Origin of the sequence: Dactylosporangium sucinum (genome assembly GCF_014647515.1) — a bacterium.
Classification (GTDB): Bacteria; Actinomycetota; Actinomycetes; order Mycobacteriales; family Micromonosporaceae; genus Dactylosporangium; species Dactylosporangium sucinum.
Genome location: NZ_BMPI01000078.1, coordinates 16,247 through 31,977, shown reverse-complemented (window position 1 = coordinate 31,977; position 15,731 = coordinate 16,247). Strand labels below are relative to the sequence as shown.

18 protein-coding genes are annotated in these 15,731 nt (G+C 72.1%); 12 read left to right on the top strand and 6 right to left on the bottom strand.

Going from position 1 to position 15,731, the window contains the following annotated elements; genetic code table 11:
* The 9 genes from IEZ31_RS47280 to IEZ31_RS47240 are packed head-to-tail and all read left to right on the top strand — an operon-like array spanning position 1 to position 9,337.
* Positions 1-804, top strand: a complete 804-nt coding sequence (locus IEZ31_RS47280) for an MlaE family ABC transporter permease (protein WP_190256682.1) — start codon at positions 1-3, stop codon at positions 802-804.
* A complete protein-coding gene (locus IEZ31_RS47275; RefSeq protein WP_190256681.1) occupies positions 801-2,087 on the top strand; it encodes an MCE family protein in 1,287 nt (428 codons plus the stop codon). Before IEZ31_RS47280 ends, IEZ31_RS47275 begins: the two co-directional genes overlap by 4 nt.
* Positions 2,084-3,121 (top strand): MCE family protein, encoded by a 1,038-nt coding sequence (locus IEZ31_RS47270; protein WP_190256680.1) that lies wholly within the window; start codon positions 2,084-2,086, stop codon positions 3,119-3,121. Before IEZ31_RS47275 ends, IEZ31_RS47270 begins: the two co-directional genes overlap by 4 nt.
* Positions 3,118-4,107 carry an MCE family protein gene (locus IEZ31_RS47265; RefSeq protein ID WP_190256679.1) on the top strand — a complete coding sequence of 330 codons (990 nt, stop codon included), beginning with the start codon at positions 3,118-3,120 and terminating at the stop codon, positions 4,105-4,107. Before IEZ31_RS47270 ends, IEZ31_RS47265 begins: the two co-directional genes overlap by 4 nt.
* Position 4,108: 1 nt before the next feature.
* The gene (locus IEZ31_RS47260; RefSeq protein WP_190256678.1) at positions 4,109-5,338 is read left to right on the top strand and encodes an MCE family protein; all 1,230 of its coding nucleotides are present in this window, start codon (positions 4,109-4,111) and stop codon (positions 5,336-5,338) included.
* Positions 5,335-6,738 (top strand): MCE family protein, encoded by a 1,404-nt coding sequence (locus tag IEZ31_RS47255; protein WP_229836956.1) that lies wholly within the window; start codon positions 5,335-5,337, stop codon positions 6,736-6,738. The genes IEZ31_RS47260 and IEZ31_RS47255 overlap by 4 nt, the downstream gene beginning before the upstream one ends.
* Positions 6,735-7,967 (top strand): MCE family protein, encoded by a 1,233-nt coding sequence (locus IEZ31_RS47250; protein WP_190256677.1) that lies wholly within the window; start codon positions 6,735-6,737, stop codon positions 7,965-7,967. The genes IEZ31_RS47255 and IEZ31_RS47250 overlap by 4 nt, the downstream gene beginning before the upstream one ends.
* 51 nt (positions 7,968-8,018) lie before the next feature.
* Positions 8,019-8,822, top strand: coding sequence for an Rv1363c family protein (locus IEZ31_RS47245; protein ID WP_190256676.1), 804 nt, complete (start codon positions 8,019-8,021; stop codon positions 8,820-8,822).
* A gap of 14 nt (positions 8,823-8,836) precedes the next feature.
* Positions 8,837-9,337, top strand: coding sequence for a hypothetical protein (locus IEZ31_RS47240; RefSeq protein WP_190256675.1), 501 nt, complete (start codon positions 8,837-8,839; stop codon positions 9,335-9,337).
* Positions 9,338-9,448: 111 nt separating this feature from the next.
* Here the strand turns inward: IEZ31_RS47240 and IEZ31_RS47235 are convergent, their stop codons facing one another.
* On the bottom strand, positions 9,449-9,586 hold the full coding sequence (locus IEZ31_RS47235) for a hypothetical protein (protein WP_190256701.1): 138 nt from the start codon (positions 9,584-9,586) through the stop codon (positions 9,449-9,451).
* 483 nt (positions 9,587-10,069) lie between these two features.
* Here IEZ31_RS47235 and IEZ31_RS47230 point away from each other — a divergent pair, with 483 nt between their 5' ends.
* Positions 10,070-10,360, top strand: a complete 291-nt coding sequence (locus IEZ31_RS47230; RefSeq protein WP_190256699.1) for a hypothetical protein — start codon at positions 10,070-10,072, stop codon at positions 10,358-10,360.
* Positions 10,361-10,411: 51 nt separating this feature from the next.
* On the opposite strand, the gene IEZ31_RS47225 is transcribed toward IEZ31_RS47230, so the two are convergent.
* Positions 10,412-11,329 (bottom strand): helix-turn-helix transcriptional regulator, encoded by a 918-nt coding sequence (locus IEZ31_RS47225; protein ID WP_190256674.1) that lies wholly within the window; start codon positions 11,327-11,329, stop codon positions 10,412-10,414.
* A 97-nt stretch (positions 11,330-11,426) separates the two neighbouring features.
* Between IEZ31_RS47225 and IEZ31_RS47220 the strand changes: the two genes are divergently transcribed.
* Together IEZ31_RS47220 and IEZ31_RS47215 are read left to right on the top strand one after the other, a co-directional pair.
* Complete coding sequence (locus IEZ31_RS47220; RefSeq protein ID WP_229836954.1) at positions 11,427-11,564, top strand: SDR family oxidoreductase; 138 nt, start codon at positions 11,427-11,429, stop codon at positions 11,562-11,564.
* Positions 11,565-11,623: 59 nt separating this feature from the next.
* On the top strand, positions 11,624-12,646 hold the full coding sequence (locus IEZ31_RS47215; RefSeq protein WP_190256673.1) for a zinc-dependent alcohol dehydrogenase family protein: 1,023 nt from the start codon (positions 11,624-11,626) through the stop codon (positions 12,644-12,646).
* A gap of 70 nt (positions 12,647-12,716) precedes the next feature.
* On the opposite strand, the gene IEZ31_RS47210 is transcribed toward IEZ31_RS47215, so the two are convergent.
* From IEZ31_RS47210 to IEZ31_RS47195, 4 genes are all read right to left on the bottom strand, one after another.
* On the bottom strand, positions 12,717-13,478 hold the full coding sequence (locus IEZ31_RS47210; protein ID WP_190256672.1) for a CPBP family intramembrane glutamic endopeptidase: 762 nt from the start codon (positions 13,476-13,478) through the stop codon (positions 12,717-12,719).
* Positions 13,475-14,158, bottom strand: coding sequence for a CPBP family intramembrane glutamic endopeptidase (locus IEZ31_RS47205; RefSeq protein WP_190256671.1), 684 nt, complete (start codon positions 14,156-14,158; stop codon positions 13,475-13,477). The genes IEZ31_RS47210 and IEZ31_RS47205 overlap by 4 nt, the downstream gene beginning before the upstream one ends.
* Positions 14,133-15,488, bottom strand: a complete 1,356-nt coding sequence (locus tag IEZ31_RS47200; protein ID WP_190256670.1) for a YcaO-like family protein — start codon at positions 15,486-15,488, stop codon at positions 14,133-14,135. Before IEZ31_RS47200 ends, IEZ31_RS47205 begins: the two co-directional genes overlap by 26 nt.
* Positions 15,485-15,731, bottom strand: a 247-nt coding sequence (locus IEZ31_RS47195) for a hypothetical protein (protein WP_229836952.1), incomplete at its 5' end; no start/stop codon positions are given. The genes IEZ31_RS47195 and IEZ31_RS47200, both read right to left, overlap by 4 nt.

Sequence of the window (15,731 nt, the reverse complement as noted above, 5' to 3'; positions counted from 1 at the left end):
ATGCCGGTCCTGCGACAGCTCGACGACCTCGGCGGGCAGCTGGCGTTCTACCTGCGGGCGTTCGCCTGGACGCCGCGGACGATCCGCCGGCACAAGCGGGAGGTCGTCCGGCTGCTGGCCGAGGTCAGCTTCGGCACCGGGGCGCTCGCCGTCGCCGGTGGCACGGTCGGCGTCATCTGCTTCATGACGTTCTTCACCGGTACCGAGGTCGGGTTGCAGGGGTACCAGGCCCTCGACCAGATCGGCAGCAGCGCCTTCACCGGCTTCATCTCCGCATACTTCAACACCCGCGAGATCTCGCCGCTCGTCGCCGCGCTCGCGCTGTCGGCGACCGTCGGCTGCGGCTTCACCGCGCAGCTGGGCGCGATGCGGATCTCCGAGGAGGTCGACGCCCTCGAGGTGATGGCGGTGCCGTCGCTGCCCTTCCTGGTCACCACGCGGATGATCGCCGGATTCATCGCGGTGATCCCGCTGTACGTGCTGGGCCTGCTCTCCAGCTACCTCGCCACGCGGACCATGGCGATCTTCTACTTCGGACAGTCCGCGGGCACCTACGACTACTACTTCCACCTGTTCCTGCCGCCCGAGGACGTGCTCTGGTCGTTCGGCAAGGTACTGGTGTTCAGCGTGATCGTCGTGCTGGTGCACTGCTTCTACGGCTACACCGCCAGCGGCGGCCCGGCCGGCGTCGGCGTCGCGGTCGGCCGGGCCGTGCGGCTCGCGATCGTATCGGTGAACGTCGTCGACTTCTTCCTGTCGCTGGCCATCTGGGGCGCGACCACGACCGTGCGGATCGCGGGATGAGCGCCCGCCACCGGATCCTCGGCATCGCGTTCGTCGTGCTGCTCGGCGCGGCGCTCGGCCTCGCCGTGCTGCAGTACCGCAAGGTCTTCGACGACGTGACCTGGGTGACGCTGCGGACCGGCCGGACCGGCATGCAGCTGAGCGCCGGCGCGGACGTCAAGCTCTTCGGCGTCGTCGTCGGCGAGGTGCGCACCGTGTCCAGCGACGGCGAGGGCGCGAGGCTGCGGCTGGCGCTCGACCCGGCGCTGGTGCCCCAGATCCCCGCCGACGTCAACGCCCGGCTGCTGCCCAAGACCCTGTTCGGGGAGCGGTACGTCGCGCTGCTGCCGCCCGCGGGCAGCACCGGACGGGCGATCCGCGACGGCGACGTCATCTCCCAGGACCGCAGCGCCAGCGGCGTCGAGCTGGAGCGGGTACTCGACGACGCGCTGCCGCTGCTGCGGTCGATCCAGCCGGACAAGCTCGCCGCGACGCTCGGCGCGCTCGCCACGGCCCTGGAGGGCCGGGGCACGCAGCTCGGTGAGCAGCTGGTGACCCTGGACCGGTACCTCGCCGCGCTCAACGAGCAGATGCCGCTCATCGCCGAGGACGTGCGCCGGCTCGCCGCCGTGCTGGACGTCTACGACGGCGCGCTGCCGGACCTGCTCGCCATCCTGCGCGACGCGTCGGTGACCGCGACGACCGTGACGGACCAGCGAACCCAGCTGGCGGCGCTGTTCGCGGACACCACCGAGGCCGCCGACGCCACCCGCTACTTCCTCGAACGCCACGGCGACCAGCTCATCCAGGTCGGCGACGTCAGCCGTCCGCTGCTGGAACTGCTGGCCACCTACGCACCGGAGTACCCCTGCCTCATGGACGGTCTCGTCGCGCTGCAGCCGCGGGTGGAGCAGGTCTTCGCCACCGGCCGGATGCGCATCACGCTGGAGATCACCCGCGACAACGGCAAGTTCGAGAAGGGCCGGGACGAGCCGGTGTACGGCGCGAAGAACGGACCCAACTGCCGCGGCCTGCCCGATCCGCACGTCCCCGCACCGGAGACGCCGATCAACGACGGCTACGACTACGGCGGGGCTCGCCCCGGACCGCCGAAGCTGCCGGTCGGGCTGCTGCCAGCCACCGCGGCGGCGCTGCCCACCGCCGACGCCGCCACCGCGGAGGAACGCCGGCTGCTGCAGCCGCTGCTGGGCGCGGAGCTGGGTGTGCCGCCGGCCGAGGTGCCGGACATCGCGGTGCTGCTGTGGGGCCCGCTGCTGCGCGGAGCGGTGGTGAACGCACCATGAACCGGGCTGTGCTCGCGCCACTGCTGAAGCTGACCGCGTTCGCGGCGGTGACCGTCCTGCTGACCGCGATGCTGGCGCAGACCCTCGGCGGGTTCTCGTCCGGCGGCACCGTCTACCGGGCCCGGTTCACCGACGTCACCGGGCTGCTCGCCGGCGACGACGTGCGCATCTCCGGCGTGCAGGTGGGCAAGGTGCGCGACATCAGGGTCGTCGACAACACCGTCGCCGAGGTCGCCTTCACCGTCGCCGGCGACATCCCCCTCACCACGACCGTCCACGCGAAGATCCGCTACCGGAACCTGGTCGGCCAGCGGTACATCGCACTGAGCGAGGGACCCGGCGACGTACGGCCGCTGCGCCCGGACGGGCTCATCCCGCAGTCGCAGACGACACCGGCGCTGGACCTGACGGTGCTGTTCAACGGGTTCCGGCCGCTGTTCACCGCGTTGGCGCCGGAGGCCGTCAACCAGCTGGCGTACGAGATCATCCAGGTCCTGCAGGGTGAGGGCGGCACCGTCGCCAGCCTGCTGCGGCGCACCGCCTCGCTCACCAACACCCTCGCCGACCGCGACGCCGTGATCGGCCGGGTCGTCACGAACCTCAACGCCGTACTGTCCACATTGGCCGATCGCAGCGGCGAGCTCGACGAGACGATCCAGCAGCTGCAGCGGTTCGTGTCCGGGCTCGCCGCCGACCGGGTGGCGATCGGCGAGGCGCTGGTCAACCTGGGCGACCTGACCGGCGCGACGGCGTCGCTGCTCGCCGACGCCCGGCCGTCGCTCGCGGCCGACGTCGACGCGCTCGGCACGCTGTCGACCACCCTCAACGACAACGCCGCCGTCATCGACAGGACGCTCGCCGGGCTGCCCGACCGGTACGGCTCGCTGACCCGCGTCGCTTCGTACGGCTCGTGGTTCAACTTCTTCCTCTGCGACTTCGACGGCACGGTCGGCGTCGCCGGGCACGGCGAGCTGAACCCGGCGTCGTTCAGCTCGCCGGCGGCACGCTGCTCGACTGCGGGAGGTCGCGCGTGAAACCGTTCCGGGAACGCAATCCGGTCGTGGTCGGCGCGGTCAGCATCGCGGCGCTGGTGGTGCTGGTGGCCGGGGCGTTCCAGCTCGACGCCCTCGACACGCTGACCGCCGAGGGCTCCTACCGCGCCGCCTTCCGCGACGCGAGCGGCCTGGCGCCGGGCAACGAGGTCCGCGTCGCCGGGGTCCGCGTCGGCGAGGTCACCGCCGTCGACCTGGCGCGCGGCGGCACCGGCCCGTACGTCCGGGTGCGGTTCCGTCTCGACGACCACGACGTGCGGCTGGGCACGACGACCAGCGCGACGATCCGCATCAAGACCGTGCTGGGCCAGAAGTACCTGGCGCTTGCCCCCGACGGGCCGGACCGCCTCGCCGAGGACGCCGAGATCCCCCTGGAGCGCACCGCCGCTCCGTTCGACGTGGTCCAGGCCGTGACCGGCCTGGCCGAGACGCTCGACGAGATCGACAGCACGCAGCTCGCGACCGCGTTCACCACACTCGCGCAGACGTTCGCCGACACCCCGGCGAGCGTGAAGTCGTCGCTGGACGGACTGTCACGGCTGTCGTCGACCGTCGCCGATCGCGACACCGAGCTGCGCGAACTGCTCGCCCGCGCCCGCGGCGTCACCGGCGTCCTCGCCGCCCGCGACGAGGAGTTCCGCAAGCTCGTCGCCGACGGCAACACGCTGCTGGCCGAGGTCAACCGGCGCAAGGACGCGATCCACGACCTGCTCGTCGGCACCAACGCGCTGGCGACCCAGCTGTCCGGCCTCGTCGCCGACAACCGCGAGCAGCTCCAGCCGGCGCTGCGGCAGCTGCGCGGCGTCGTCGCCACGCTGCAGCGCAACCGCGACAACCTCGAGCAGACCATCCAGAAGATGGGGCCGTTCGTCAACGCGTTCGCGAACGTCGTCGGCAACGGCCGCTGGTTCGACTCGTACGTCGCCGGCCTGCTCCAGCCGTACCAGCCCACGACGGGAGGGCGCTGAGATGCGTTCACGTCGCCTCGTCGCGATCGTCGCGGTGCTCGCCGTGGCCGCCGCCGCGGCCGTTGTCGTCGCCGTGCGCGGCGAACCGCAGCGGCGGCTCGTCGCGCATTTCAGCCGGGCCGTCGGCATCCACGAGGGCTCGTCGGTCCGGGTGCTCGGCGTGCGCATCGGTACGGTGGTCTCGGTGACCCCGCAGGGCCGCACCGTCCGGGTCGAGATGCGCTACGACGCGGACCGGCGCATCCCGGCCGGGGTGCAGGCGCTCATCATCCCGCCGAGTGTCGTCAGCGACCGGTACGTGCAGCTCGCCCCCGCCTACAACGGCGGCGCCGCGCTGCCCGACGGCGGCGACGTGCCGCTGGAGCGCACCGCGGCGCCGATGGAGATCGACGACATCTACCGCGCCCTCGACGAGTTCAACAAGGCGCTGGGCCCCGAGGGCGCCAACGCCGACGGCGCGCTCAAGGACCTGGTCGCCGCCGGCCGGGCCAACCTCGAAGGCAACGGGGAGGCGCTGCACGCGACGCTCGGCGACCTCGCCCGCGCGCTGTCCACCGTGGCCGACGGCCGGCAGGACCTGTTCGGCACGGTCGCCAACCTGCAGCTGTTCACCACCGCGCTGGCCCAGAGCGACCAGCAGGTGCGGGCGTTCAACCAACAGCTCGCCACGGTGGCCGGTCAGCTGGCCGGCGAGCGGGACGAGCTGGCCGCCGCGCTGCGCAGCCTCGCCACCGCGCTCGCCGACATCACCACGTTCATCAAGGAGAACCGCGACGCGCTGAGGTCTGATGTGGACGCCCTGGCCGACGTCACGGGCATCCTGGTCCGCCAGCAGAAGGCGATCATCGAGATCCTCGACCTGACCCCGCTCGCGGTGTCCAACCTCAACCTCGCGTACAACGCCCGGTCGGGGACGCTCGACACGCGGGACAACGCGCTCGGCCCGTACGACCCGGCGAGCTATGTCTGCTCGCTCATGGTCGACCTCGTACCGACGCAGCAGATCCCCAAGGAGTGCCTCGCGCTCGCCCAGACCCTCAACGTCAAGAAGCTGCCCATGACCGACCAGTTGCGCAAGCTCCTCGGCCTGCCGGCGGCGACGGGTGGGGCCGACGCCGCCGGCCCACCGCCGACCGGCGCGCCGGCCCAGTCCGGCGCGCCGGTCGTGCCCCAGCTGCCCGAGGTCGTCCAGGACCTCACTGTCGGCGGCATCCTGCGGGGCACACGATGAAGCGCGCCGCCCTCGCCGGTCTCGCCGTCGTACTGCTCGCGGGCGGGTGCGGCCTGCCCGACGTCGCGTCGCTGCCGCTGCCCGGCGGCGCACCGGCCGGCGACGGGTACACCGTGACGGCCGAGTTCGCCGACGTGCTCGACCTCGTGCCGCAGGCGGCGGTGAAGGTCAACGACGTGACCGTCGGCAGCGTCGAGCGGATCTCGTTGTCCGGCTGGACGGCCCGCGTCCGGATGCGCATCGGCAAGGACGTGCGGCTGCCGGAGAACGCCTCCGCCGCCGTGCGGCAGACGAGCCTGCTCGGTGAGAAGTACGTCGCGCTGGAGGCGCCCACCACCGAGACCCCGCGCGGCCGGCTGGCCGACGGCGCGGTCGTGCCGCTGGCGCGCACCCGGCGGGCGGCCGAGGTCGAAGAGGTGCTCGCCGCGCTCGGGCTCCTGCTGAACGGTGGCGGGCTCGCCCACCTGAAGACGATCAACGAGGAACTGGCCGAGGCGCTGAACGGGCGGGAGACCGAGGCGAAGGACGCCCTGCACCAGCTGGACACCTTCGTCGGCGGCCTGGACCAGCAGAAGGCCGACATCGTGCGGGCGATCGACTCGCTCGACCGCCTCTCCGGGCAGCTGTCCCGGCAGCGCGACGTCATCGGCACGGCGCTGGACTCGCTGGCGCCGGGCCTGACCGTCCTCGAGGACCAGCGGGAACAGCTCACGCTCGCGCTCACCGCCCTCGGTGAGCTGGGCCGGGTCGGCACCCGGGTGGTCAACCAGAGCCGCGACGACACGCTGGCCGTCCTGCGCTCGCTCCAACCGATCCTCGAACAGCTGGTGCAGGCGGGCGACGCGCTGCCGAGGTCGCTGGAGTTCATGCTGACGTTCCCGTTCCCGCCCAACGTCACCGGCGCGATCGTCGGCGACTTCGTCAACCTCGGCGCCACCGCCGACCTCGACGCGCCGTCGATCCTGTCCAACCTGCTGGTCGCGACCGCGCCGCCGCCCCCCGCGGCCGGCACCCCCGGCGGGCAGCAGGGCCGCACCGGCAACCCGGCCGGCGGCGGCACTGGGCCGGGCAAGCCGCCGTCGACCGGGCCCTCCCTGCCGGGCGTGCTGCCGCTGCCGTGTCTGCCGCTCGGCGGGGTCCTGCCGCCCGGCTGGCAGCCGCCGTCCGGCTGCGAGCTGCCCGAGGGGTGCAAGCTGCTGCCGCCGGGCACCATCGCACCGCCCGGCAGCCTGCTGCCGCCCGGCGGGATCGTGCCGCCCGGCACCGTCTTCCCGCCCGGCACCGTGCTCCCGCCCGGCACCGCCCTGTCGCCGGCCTGCCTGCTGCCGCCGGTCACCGGCGCGGTCACCGGGCAGCAGGGCCCGCTGCCGAACCTGCTCAACGGAGGGTTGCTGCCGTGATCCGACGCGCCGCGAAGCTGCAGGTCCTGGCCTTCCTCGTGGTCGGGTTCATCGGCGTTGCCTACGTCGGCGTCACCTACGTGGGGCTCGGCGACCGGCTCCTCGGCCGCGGATACGTCGTCTACGCCGACTTCGCCGAGGCCGGTGGCATCTTCGCCAACGCGCCGGTGACCTATCGCGGCGTGCCGGTCGGCCGGGTCGACGACGTCACGCTCCACGACGGCGGGGCCCGGGTGCGGATGCGGCTCGACGACGGGGTGCGGGTCTCCCGCGACACCCGGGCCGTGGTCGGCCAGCGCTCCGCGGTCGGCGAGCAGTTCCTCGACCTGCGGCCGGAGACCGACGCCGGCCCGTACCTCACGGACGGCTCGGTCGTCCCGCGCAGCCGCACCGGCATCCCGCTGGCCCCCGAGACACTCCTGGCGAACCTCGACGCGCTCGTGCGCTCCGTCGACCCGGCCGCCCTGTCGATCGTCATCGACGAGCTCGGCACCGCCTTCGAGGGCAACGAGCGGGCGCTGCGCACGATCCTCGACGCGGGTGACCTGCTGCTGCAGGAGGCGACCGCGAACCTGCCGCAGACGGTCACCCTGCTGCGCGACGGCCGCACCGTGCTCAAGACGCAGGAGGAGTCCGCGGCGGCGATCCGGGCCTGGGCGAAGGGGCTGGCGCAGCTCGCCGAGACGGTGCGCTCGTCCGACGCCGACCTGCGCCGGCTCATCGCCAACGGGCCGCCGGCGGCCGAGCAGCTCGTCGCGCTGCTGGACGGGCTCGAGCCGACGATCGGCACGCTGCTGGGCAACCTGATCTCGGTCAACGGCGTCGCCGTCCGGCGCCTGGCCGGCATCGAACAGGTCCTGGTTGTCTACCCGATGGCCGTCGCCGGTGGCTTCACGGTCACGCCGGGCGACGGCACCGCCCACCTCGGGCTGGTGCTCAACGTCGACGATCCGCCGTCCTGCAAGTACGGGCAGACCACCCGGTGCAGCGCCGCCGACCAGGCCCGCGGCTCCAGTGTCCGGGGCACCAACAACGCACCGCGCCCCGGCGGCAGCGACCCTCCCCCGCCCGGCGACCCGGGTGCCCTGACCGGCGGCATCGACCCGGTGTCCGGGCTGGCGCTGGGCGCCGACGGTCATCCGCTGCTGTTCGGCACCACCGGCGGGCAGTACCAGCTCGCCGGGGACCAGTCCTGGAAACAACTCCTGCTCGCCGGGCTCGCCCCGTAGCCCTTGAGCACTCGCCGGGCTCGTCCCGCAGACCCTGGGAAGGAGGGCATCGTGCCCGCACCCGAGAACCGCACGCTGAAGCTGGTACAAGGCGGCGCCGCCGGGAGCGAACCGCCGCCGCGCAGCGTCCGGCGGCGCGCCGCCACCCGCCGCACGCCCCGCCGGCGCGACCCGATCACGGCGGTGCTGGAACGCCTCGACGAACAGCCGGTGCTGTCCGGCGAGGAAGCCGTGGCCCTGGTCGAGGAGCCCGAGGCTCCGGCGGAGCCGGAGACCGCCGCGCCGGAGCGGACCCGCCGGGTCACCCGCCGGCCGCGCCCGCGCACCGCGCGCCGGCCGGCGCCCGCCGCCCGCCGCCGGACCCGGTTCACGCGCCCCGCGCTCGGCACCGTCGTGCTTGCCGTCCTCATGTGCGCCGCCCTGGCTGCCGGCAGCGTCTTCGGCAGCCGCTGGTACGACGACCGGATGCTGGCCCGCGCACACCAGCAGGCCCTCGCCGCGGCCAAACAGACCACGGTCAACTTCGTCTCGGTGAGTGCCTCCAGCGTCGACCGGGACCTGCAACGGATCGCCGACGGCGCGACGGGCGACTTCCACGACGAGTTCGCGCGGGGCCGCGCGCAGGTGCGGGCCGCGATCGTGGAGAACAACGTCGAGTCGAGCGGCAGCGTGCTGCGCGCGGCGCTGGTCTCCGGCGACCGGCACTCCGCGGTTGTCCTGGTCGCGGTCGACGCGACCGTGCGCAACACGAAGGCGCCGGACGGGCGTGCCTCGCACTACCGGATCCAGGTGGATGTCACCCACGACGCCGGATCGGGCCGCTGGCTCGTCTCCCGGCTGCAGTTCGTCGGCTGATGCAGGAGGTCGTGATGCCGAAACTCAAGCTGCCCAAGCTCCGCATGCGTCGCGGCGCCGCCGTGCTCGTGGCCGCCGTCGCGCTCGGTCTCTCCGTTGCGCTCGCCGGCTGGTACCAGCACGAGCAGGCGCGGCAACAGGACGTCGCGGTCCGCCGGTCGCTCGCCGCCGTGACCGCCGCCGCGCAGGCGATCTTCTCGTACGACTACCGCAACTTCGACACCAGCGTCGCCAACGGGCGGGCGTTCGTCACCGGCCAGTTCGCCGACGAGTACGCGAAGACGACCGCCGCGCTCAAGCCGCAGGCCGTGGCGGAGCAGGCGATCGTCCGCGCGGCGGTGTCGGCGTCCGGGGTCGTGACCGCCAGCCCGCAGCGGGTCGAACTGCTGCTCTACCTCAACCAGTACCGTCGCAACACCAACGTCACCGGCGAGAAGGTCGACCAGAACCGGGTGGTGCTCACAATGGTGCCGGTGAAGGGGGCCTGGCTGGTGTCGCACGCCGTGGCGATCTGACCCACGCCGGCGGCTCCAGGCGCGTGCCGGAGACAAACCGGCCGGGCTACAGCGCCGCGGGACCCACGCCGTGCCGGTCGGGGGCGACCCGAGTGTTGGAGCGTCCTGCGTCTATCCGGTGGCGACCGCGTCCAGGTGGCTGTTGAGCGCGGTGAAGACCAGGTCATAGCCGCGCCAGACGGTGCCCATGCCTCCGCCGCCCAGCACCGTGTCGAACCGGTAGCACCCGCCGAGGAGCCGACGTGCCACCGAGCTCGGGCCTCCATGCGGCGGGCTGACGTCGCTGCCGGAGACCGCAGTCGCGCCTGCCGGACTCACCGCTGCATGCGCATGACGAAGCCGGACCGCATCGCTCGGTCGCCCGTTCAACGTCCGCCCCCGTTCAGCTTCGGCTATGCGCGTGGTCGCAAGCCGCTGCAGTCTTGGTACTGCCATGGCAGTGGGACGACGGCCGAAGTGCTGACTCCAGCGGATGACCCAGATCGAGACATCACCCGCGATGGGTGAATACCAGAGGGTGAAGCTGGACTTCGGTGCCTTGGGTCGCCACTTCCCGGCTTGCTCTGTAGCGATCTTGGTCCCGTCGGCTCGACACCGGCTTCCCGCAGGGCGCCGAATCGTTCGCCGCGCGTGGCGCGACAGCACGCCGGCATCCGGCATGACACTCCCAGCGCCGGACATCTGGCCGGGTGGGCAATCCCACACGTGCGCAAGATCCGTTATCTTGCGCACGTGATCGTTGTTGACGGGCAGTCGAACGAGCGGCTTGTACTCGACGGTGGCTGGCTGGAGAAGCTGCGCGGCGGCCGGCCTGTCACTCGGACGCCGGCGTCATCGTACCGAGGCGCGCAGTGGAAAGATCTGGAGCGGCGCGTCACGTTGTTCGGGCGCGAGAAGGAGCGCCTGGTCCAGGTCACCCTTACCTTCGAGGGCGGACCGTTCGTCGGGTTCGTCACCGACGCCGCCAAGCGGCCGGAACTCGAGGCCATCGTTGACGGGCTCGAGGCGGCGCGGTCCGCCTGATTTCCTGGCCTGCGCGGAGCGCGGCGTCGGGCCGGAGAGGCCAGTAGCAGTTCATTGCCGCTCTTCTCCCCGGGGCGCCGCGTTCGTCACCGCGCCGGACTGCTCGGCGTTGGCCTGGGTGGCGGTCCAGGAGGCGAGCAGGTCGAGGGCGTGGGCGGTCGGTGAAGCTGGCTCGGCGGCGTAGAGGGTGAGGCTGAGACCGGGTTCAGAGACCAGGTCGACGCTTTCATAGGCGAGTTCGAGGTCGCCGACGTCGTGGTGGTGGAAGCGTTTGCTGCCGGCGCCGTGGGCGCGCACGTTGTGCGCGCTCCAGCGGCGGCGGAAGGCGTCGCTGCGGGTCGACAGCTCGCCGACCAGGTCGTGGAGCTCCTTGTCGTGGGGGTCACGGCCGGCTTCGGTGTGCAGGATGGCGACGCAGGTGTCGGCGGCGGTGTCCCAGTCGGGGTAGAAGTCGTGGGCGGCGTCGAGGTGCAGGAACGTGAAGCGGGCAAAGTTCGGGCAACCGTCGAAGGCGGTGTCGTAGACGGTGGCGTGCATGGCCCGGCCGAGGTGGTTGGCGGCGAGCAGGTCCATGCGGCCGTTGCGGATGATGGCCGGCGCGGTGAACCGGTCGAGGACCCACTGCAGGCTCGGGCGGGGCGTCCAGCGCTTCGCGGGGCGTCGGCGGGGGCGCATGCCGGCGCTGGTGCCGTCGGCGGCGTGGGCGAGGTGGAACAGGTGGGCCCGCTCGGCGTCGTCGAGTTGCAGCGCCCGGGCCAGGGCGTCCAGGACCGAGGCGGACACGCCGGCGATCGCGCCGCGTTCGAGCTTGGCGTAGTACTCGACGCTCACTCCGGCGAGCGTGGCGACCTCGCTGCGGCGCAGCCCGGGCACGCGGCGGTGGCCGTCGTCGGGCAGCCCGGCCCGCTGCGGGGTGATGTTGGCCCGCCGGGAGACGAGGAAGTCGCGGACCTCGGCGCGATTGTCCATGGCTTCGACGGTACGACCTGGCAACGGGGCGGTGGGGTGCCCTGGTAGTACACGTTTCGCCAGTGACTCCCCGCCGGCCGCCGGATCGGGTTGGCTGGTGTTGTGGCCGTCGACGGCATACCGCAGCTGCGAGGCTGAGGAGATCGCCGCCGCGGTGCTGTGGCTGTGCAGCCCCGGTGCCAGCTTCGTCGTCGGCGTCGCCCTGCCCGTTGACGGCGGCTACACCGCCCGCTGAAGCCCGGGCCGCAGCCGGCTGAGATCACCGCTCCACCGAACCGAAAGGAAACACCTCCCATGCGAGGAGCCATGCTGTACGCGCCCGGTGACGTCCGCGTCGAGGAACGCGACGATCCGCGGATCGTCGAGCCGACCGATGCGATCATCCGGCTGTCCGCCACCTGCGTCTGCGGCTCCGACCTGTGGCCGTACCGCGGGCTTGAGCCGGTCCACGGCCCGGCACCGATGGGCCACGAGTACGTCGGCATCGTCGAGGAGGTCGGCGCCGACGTCCGCAGGGTGCGGCCCGGGCAGTTCGTGGTCGGCTCGTTCTTCGCCTCCGACAACACCTGCGAGATCTGCCGGGCCGGTTACCAGAGCTCGTGCGTGCACAGGGTGGGCATCGGCGGGCTCGGCGCGCAGGCGCAGTACCTGCGGGTCCCGCTCGCCGACGGCACCCTCGTCGCCACCCCGGACCTCCCCGCCGACGACCTGATCCCCGGCCTGCTCGCCGCCTCGGACGTCCTCGGCACCGGCTGGTTCGCCGCCGTGGCCGCCCAGGTCGAGCCGGGCAAGACTGTCGCGGTCGTCGGTGACGGCGCCGTCGGCCTGCTCGGCGTCCTCGCCGCCAAGCACCTCGGCGCCGAGCGGATCGTCGCCATGAGCCGGCACGCCGACCGGCAGAAGCTCGCCCTCGCCTATGGCGCCACGGACATCGTCACCGAGCGCGGCGACGAGGGCGTCGCCCGGATCAAGGACCTCACCGGCGGCCTCGGCGCGCACTCGGTCATCGAGGCGGTCGGCACCCAGGAGTCGATGATGCAGTCGATCCGCGCTACCCGTCCCGGCGGGCACGTCGGCTACGTCGGTGTCACCCACGACGTCGCCCTGCCCGGCACCGAGCTGTTCTTCTCCCACGTCCACCTGCACGGCGGCCCCGCCCCGGTACGCCGCTTCCTGCCCGAGCTGATCGACCTGATCGTCGACCGGACCATCGACCCGGGCCAGGTGTTCGACCTCGCGCTGCCGCTCGACCAGGCCGCCGAGGGGTACCGGGCCATGGACGAACGCCGCGCGATCAAGGTGCTGTTGCAGCCGTAGAGGAGGAGTACAGCGCGGCTCGACGCCGGTCACGGCCGGGCGGGACCCGGCCGCTTGATCGTCGACCTCCTCAGCGGGGCAATGCGGTCAGGACGCGAGCGGCCCGGCGCACGCTGGACCGGGTGTAGTACACGGCGAACGACGCGTGCACCGCGATCGCCGGAAGCACGCTGCCCTCCGCGACCACCAGCAACCCGCACAACACCGAGAGCACCACACAGCCCAGTCCGATCACGGTGGCCTGCAGGGCCGTGTCGGTGTACAGCACCTGGAGGATGATGAAGGACGCACCGCTGATCGCGATCGCGGCCCAGGCCGGTGTACCGGTGGCTAGCAGTCCGCCGAGGATGACGCCGCGGAAGAAGAACTCCTCGACCGCGGCGCTGATCGCCGGGGTGGCGTAACGCCAAGGCCGGGGCAGCACCAGGATCTCATTGATCCAGCGGACGCGGGAAATCGCCGTTGGCACATCGATGCGGGGGCGCACGGCGTACATGATGGACGTCATGAACCCGGTCAGCAGGTGGGCGCCGGCGGCGGTGAACAGCATGAGCCCGACGCCGTGCGGGGTGACGTGCCAGGCGAGCAGGCCGCCCAGGCTGAGGTCGCCGACGTAGAGCAAAGCGATCGACCCCAGGACGCCGAGGGCGAGATAGACCAGCGTGCCCAGGATCGGGATCACGTACTTGCCGGGGACCGAGGTGTGGGTCACGACCCAGATGCGGACCCGCCGGTTGGTGCGGTAGTTGAACACGGCCAGCCGGAACACGAAGAGCCAGATCGCGGCGGCGGCGAGGGCGGCGCCGGCGAACCACGCCCCGTCGCTGGTCACGATGCCTCCCGGCGCGGCAGCACGGTGAGCACGACGAGGTTCTGCACCGCGTGGGCCACCAGCGGCACCAGCACGTTGTGGCCTCCGAGCAGGTAGAGCAGGCCGAAGCCGACGCCGGTGAAGGTCTTCTGCGCGACCGCGATGGCGCCGAAGTAGAGGTGGTTGAGGCCGTACACGACAGAGGTGATCGCGAGCGCCGCAGCGACCGGCCAGCCCAGGACCCCTTCGAGCACGTGCAGTCCCACGCCCCGGAACAGCACCTCCTCCGCGGCGCCGGCGACGACGTAGGCGAGCACCACCGAGGCCGACGTGGCCCCCACGAGACGGTGCAGCCCGATGCCGGCCAGCCGCCGGTACCGGACCGCCACGTAGGCCGCGCCGACGGCCCACTCCAGAGGCACGGTGAGGAACCCGAACGCCACCGCGGCGGCATACCAGAGCCAGTCGACGGGCGGGAACGTCCACCGCATCGGCGCGACCGTGGCGGCCAGCGCCGCCAGCGCGACCAGCGCCACGGCGAGCATCAGCGACCCGGCCATGGCGCGATCGGGCCGGCGCGGCGCGGCGCCGGCTGCGCCGGGCCGGCCGCGGCCCGAGGCGTTGGCCAGCTCGAAAACCTGTGCCGGGAACGACGCGCAGAGCAGCACCAGCAGGCTAAGGCACAGGGTGCGGGTAGTCATTCGTCACTCCTCCGTGCGCGACCATGCGCGGATGCGCCTTGGGTGGCATCCCCGGCAGGCACATGCTCAGCAGTTCGGGGATGAGGACGCGGACCACCTTCCAGTCGGTGTCGGCCAGCTCCGGCGGCGTCACGTCGAGGTAGGTCGCCCAGCGGCTCACCCCGGCAACCATCGCGATCAGCGATTCCAGCGTTGACGACCCGCTCAGCGGGGCGATCTCCGAGAGCTTCACCGAGCCGCTGGACCGATCGGCGAAGATGGCGCGCTTGCGGTCCGCGTCCGGCGGGCTCGCGTAGAACAGCACGTTCGAGTCGAGGTCCAGGTAATGCGTAGCGTTCGCCGCCGCGTGCACCCCGGTCGGGTCGAAGATGCCGGAGAACGTGGGCAGGACGAGGATGGCCGCGCTTTCCATCGCCGCGCGCAGCAGCGCGCGCTGCGGGTCGGCGTCGCCCTGCATCCCGTAGCTGAGGATCGGCAGCGCGTCGGTCTTGCGATCCAGGACCACGGCGATGGTTGGCAGCGGCAGGTCGGGCCGGGTCAGGTAGGTCGCCTTGACCCGGTAGTCGGAGTCCGGCCCGAGCCGCATGGTGTCCAGCACCCGCAGTACGTCGTCGTCGTCGATGACGACCTGCGGGCACGGGTTGGGGGTGTACCAGTTGAGGATGAAGGAGTCGAGCTGCACGATCTCGATCAGCGCGTTGCGGAGTGCGTTCTCCAGGCTCACGTGGGCGGCCGTGCCGGTGGAGAACGACGGGGTGAACAGCAGGTCGCCGTGCGTGGCCGACGGGGTGTAGCCGCCGAAGAACATCTGCGCCGGGACCCAGAGGTCCTCGCCCGGCCGGGTCAGCGCCGGGCAGCGCACCCAGGCGATGACGTCGTCCTCGGTGGGTGGCCGGTCGGCGTACCCGTGGAGCAGCCTGCCGATGTCGCGCTGCTGTTCAGGGCTGAACATGCCCAGATACTCGAGTGGGAGGCATTCGCCCTCACGCGACAGCTCCCGGAACGTGGCATACCGGAACTCCTGGTCGAACAGGCGTACGGCAACCATCCCGGCGTACCGCTCGACGGCCTCCCCCATCATCCGGATCATGGCGTCTTCGTGGTAGAGGCTGTACCCGCTCAGGTGGTACTGCACATCCTTCAGCGGGTCGTTCATGATCAGGCGGTGGTAGTGCGGCATCGTCGCGGTCATCGACCGTAGCCACGGCTCGCCCGGGATCTCGGCGACGTTGAAGAAATAGCCGGGCAGGATGCCGGTCTGGTTACCCCCCAGATGCCGGTATCGCCGCATCAGCCGGGTCATCGACGGGTAGTGCGCCAGGGCACTCACTGCAACACTCCCGCCATGATCCGGTCCAGAACCGCCCGGCTGTTGAAGTTGATCTCACGGGCACGCTCGCGGGACACCTTGCCACAGGCCGGGCAGCCGGGCATCCGCAGCAGGTCCTGTGCCTGGATCTCCAGCGTCGGCAGGTGCACGCTGATCACCCGCCCCGACAGCCGCGACACCTCCACCGCGGCGTGCAGGTAGCCCTCGGTGAGCGCCATCGTGGTCAGCAGGCTCATGATCGGT

Coding starts and splice junctions, on each gene's coding strand:
- IEZ31_RS47280 (WP_190256682.1), top strand. CDS start 1: ATGCCGGTCCTGCGACAGCTCGACGACCTCGGCGGGCAGCTGGCGTTC.
- IEZ31_RS47275 (WP_190256681.1), top strand. CDS start 801: ATGAGCGCCCGCCACCGGATCCTCGGCATCGCGTTCGTCGTGCTGCTC.
- IEZ31_RS47270 (WP_190256680.1), top strand. CDS start 2,084: ATGAACCGGGCTGTGCTCGCGCCACTGCTGAAGCTGACCGCGTTCGCG.
- IEZ31_RS47260 (WP_190256678.1), top strand. CDS start 4,109: ATGCGTTCACGTCGCCTCGTCGCGATCGTCGCGGTGCTCGCCGTGGCC.
- IEZ31_RS47255 (WP_229836956.1), top strand. CDS start 5,335: ATGAAGCGCGCCGCCCTCGCCGGTCTCGCCGTCGTACTGCTCGCGGGC.
- IEZ31_RS47240 (WP_190256675.1), top strand. CDS start 8,837: ATGCCGAAACTCAAGCTGCCCAAGCTCCGCATGCGTCGCGGCGCCGCC.
- IEZ31_RS47225 (WP_190256674.1), bottom strand. CDS start 11,329: ATGGACAATCGCGCCGAGGTCCGCGACTTCCTCGTCTCCCGGCGGGCC.
- IEZ31_RS47215 (WP_190256673.1), top strand. CDS start 11,624: ATGCGAGGAGCCATGCTGTACGCGCCCGGTGACGTCCGCGTCGAGGAA.
- IEZ31_RS47205 (WP_190256671.1), bottom strand. CDS start 14,158: ATGACTACCCGCACCCTGTGCCTTAGCCTGCTGGTGCTGCTCTGCGCG.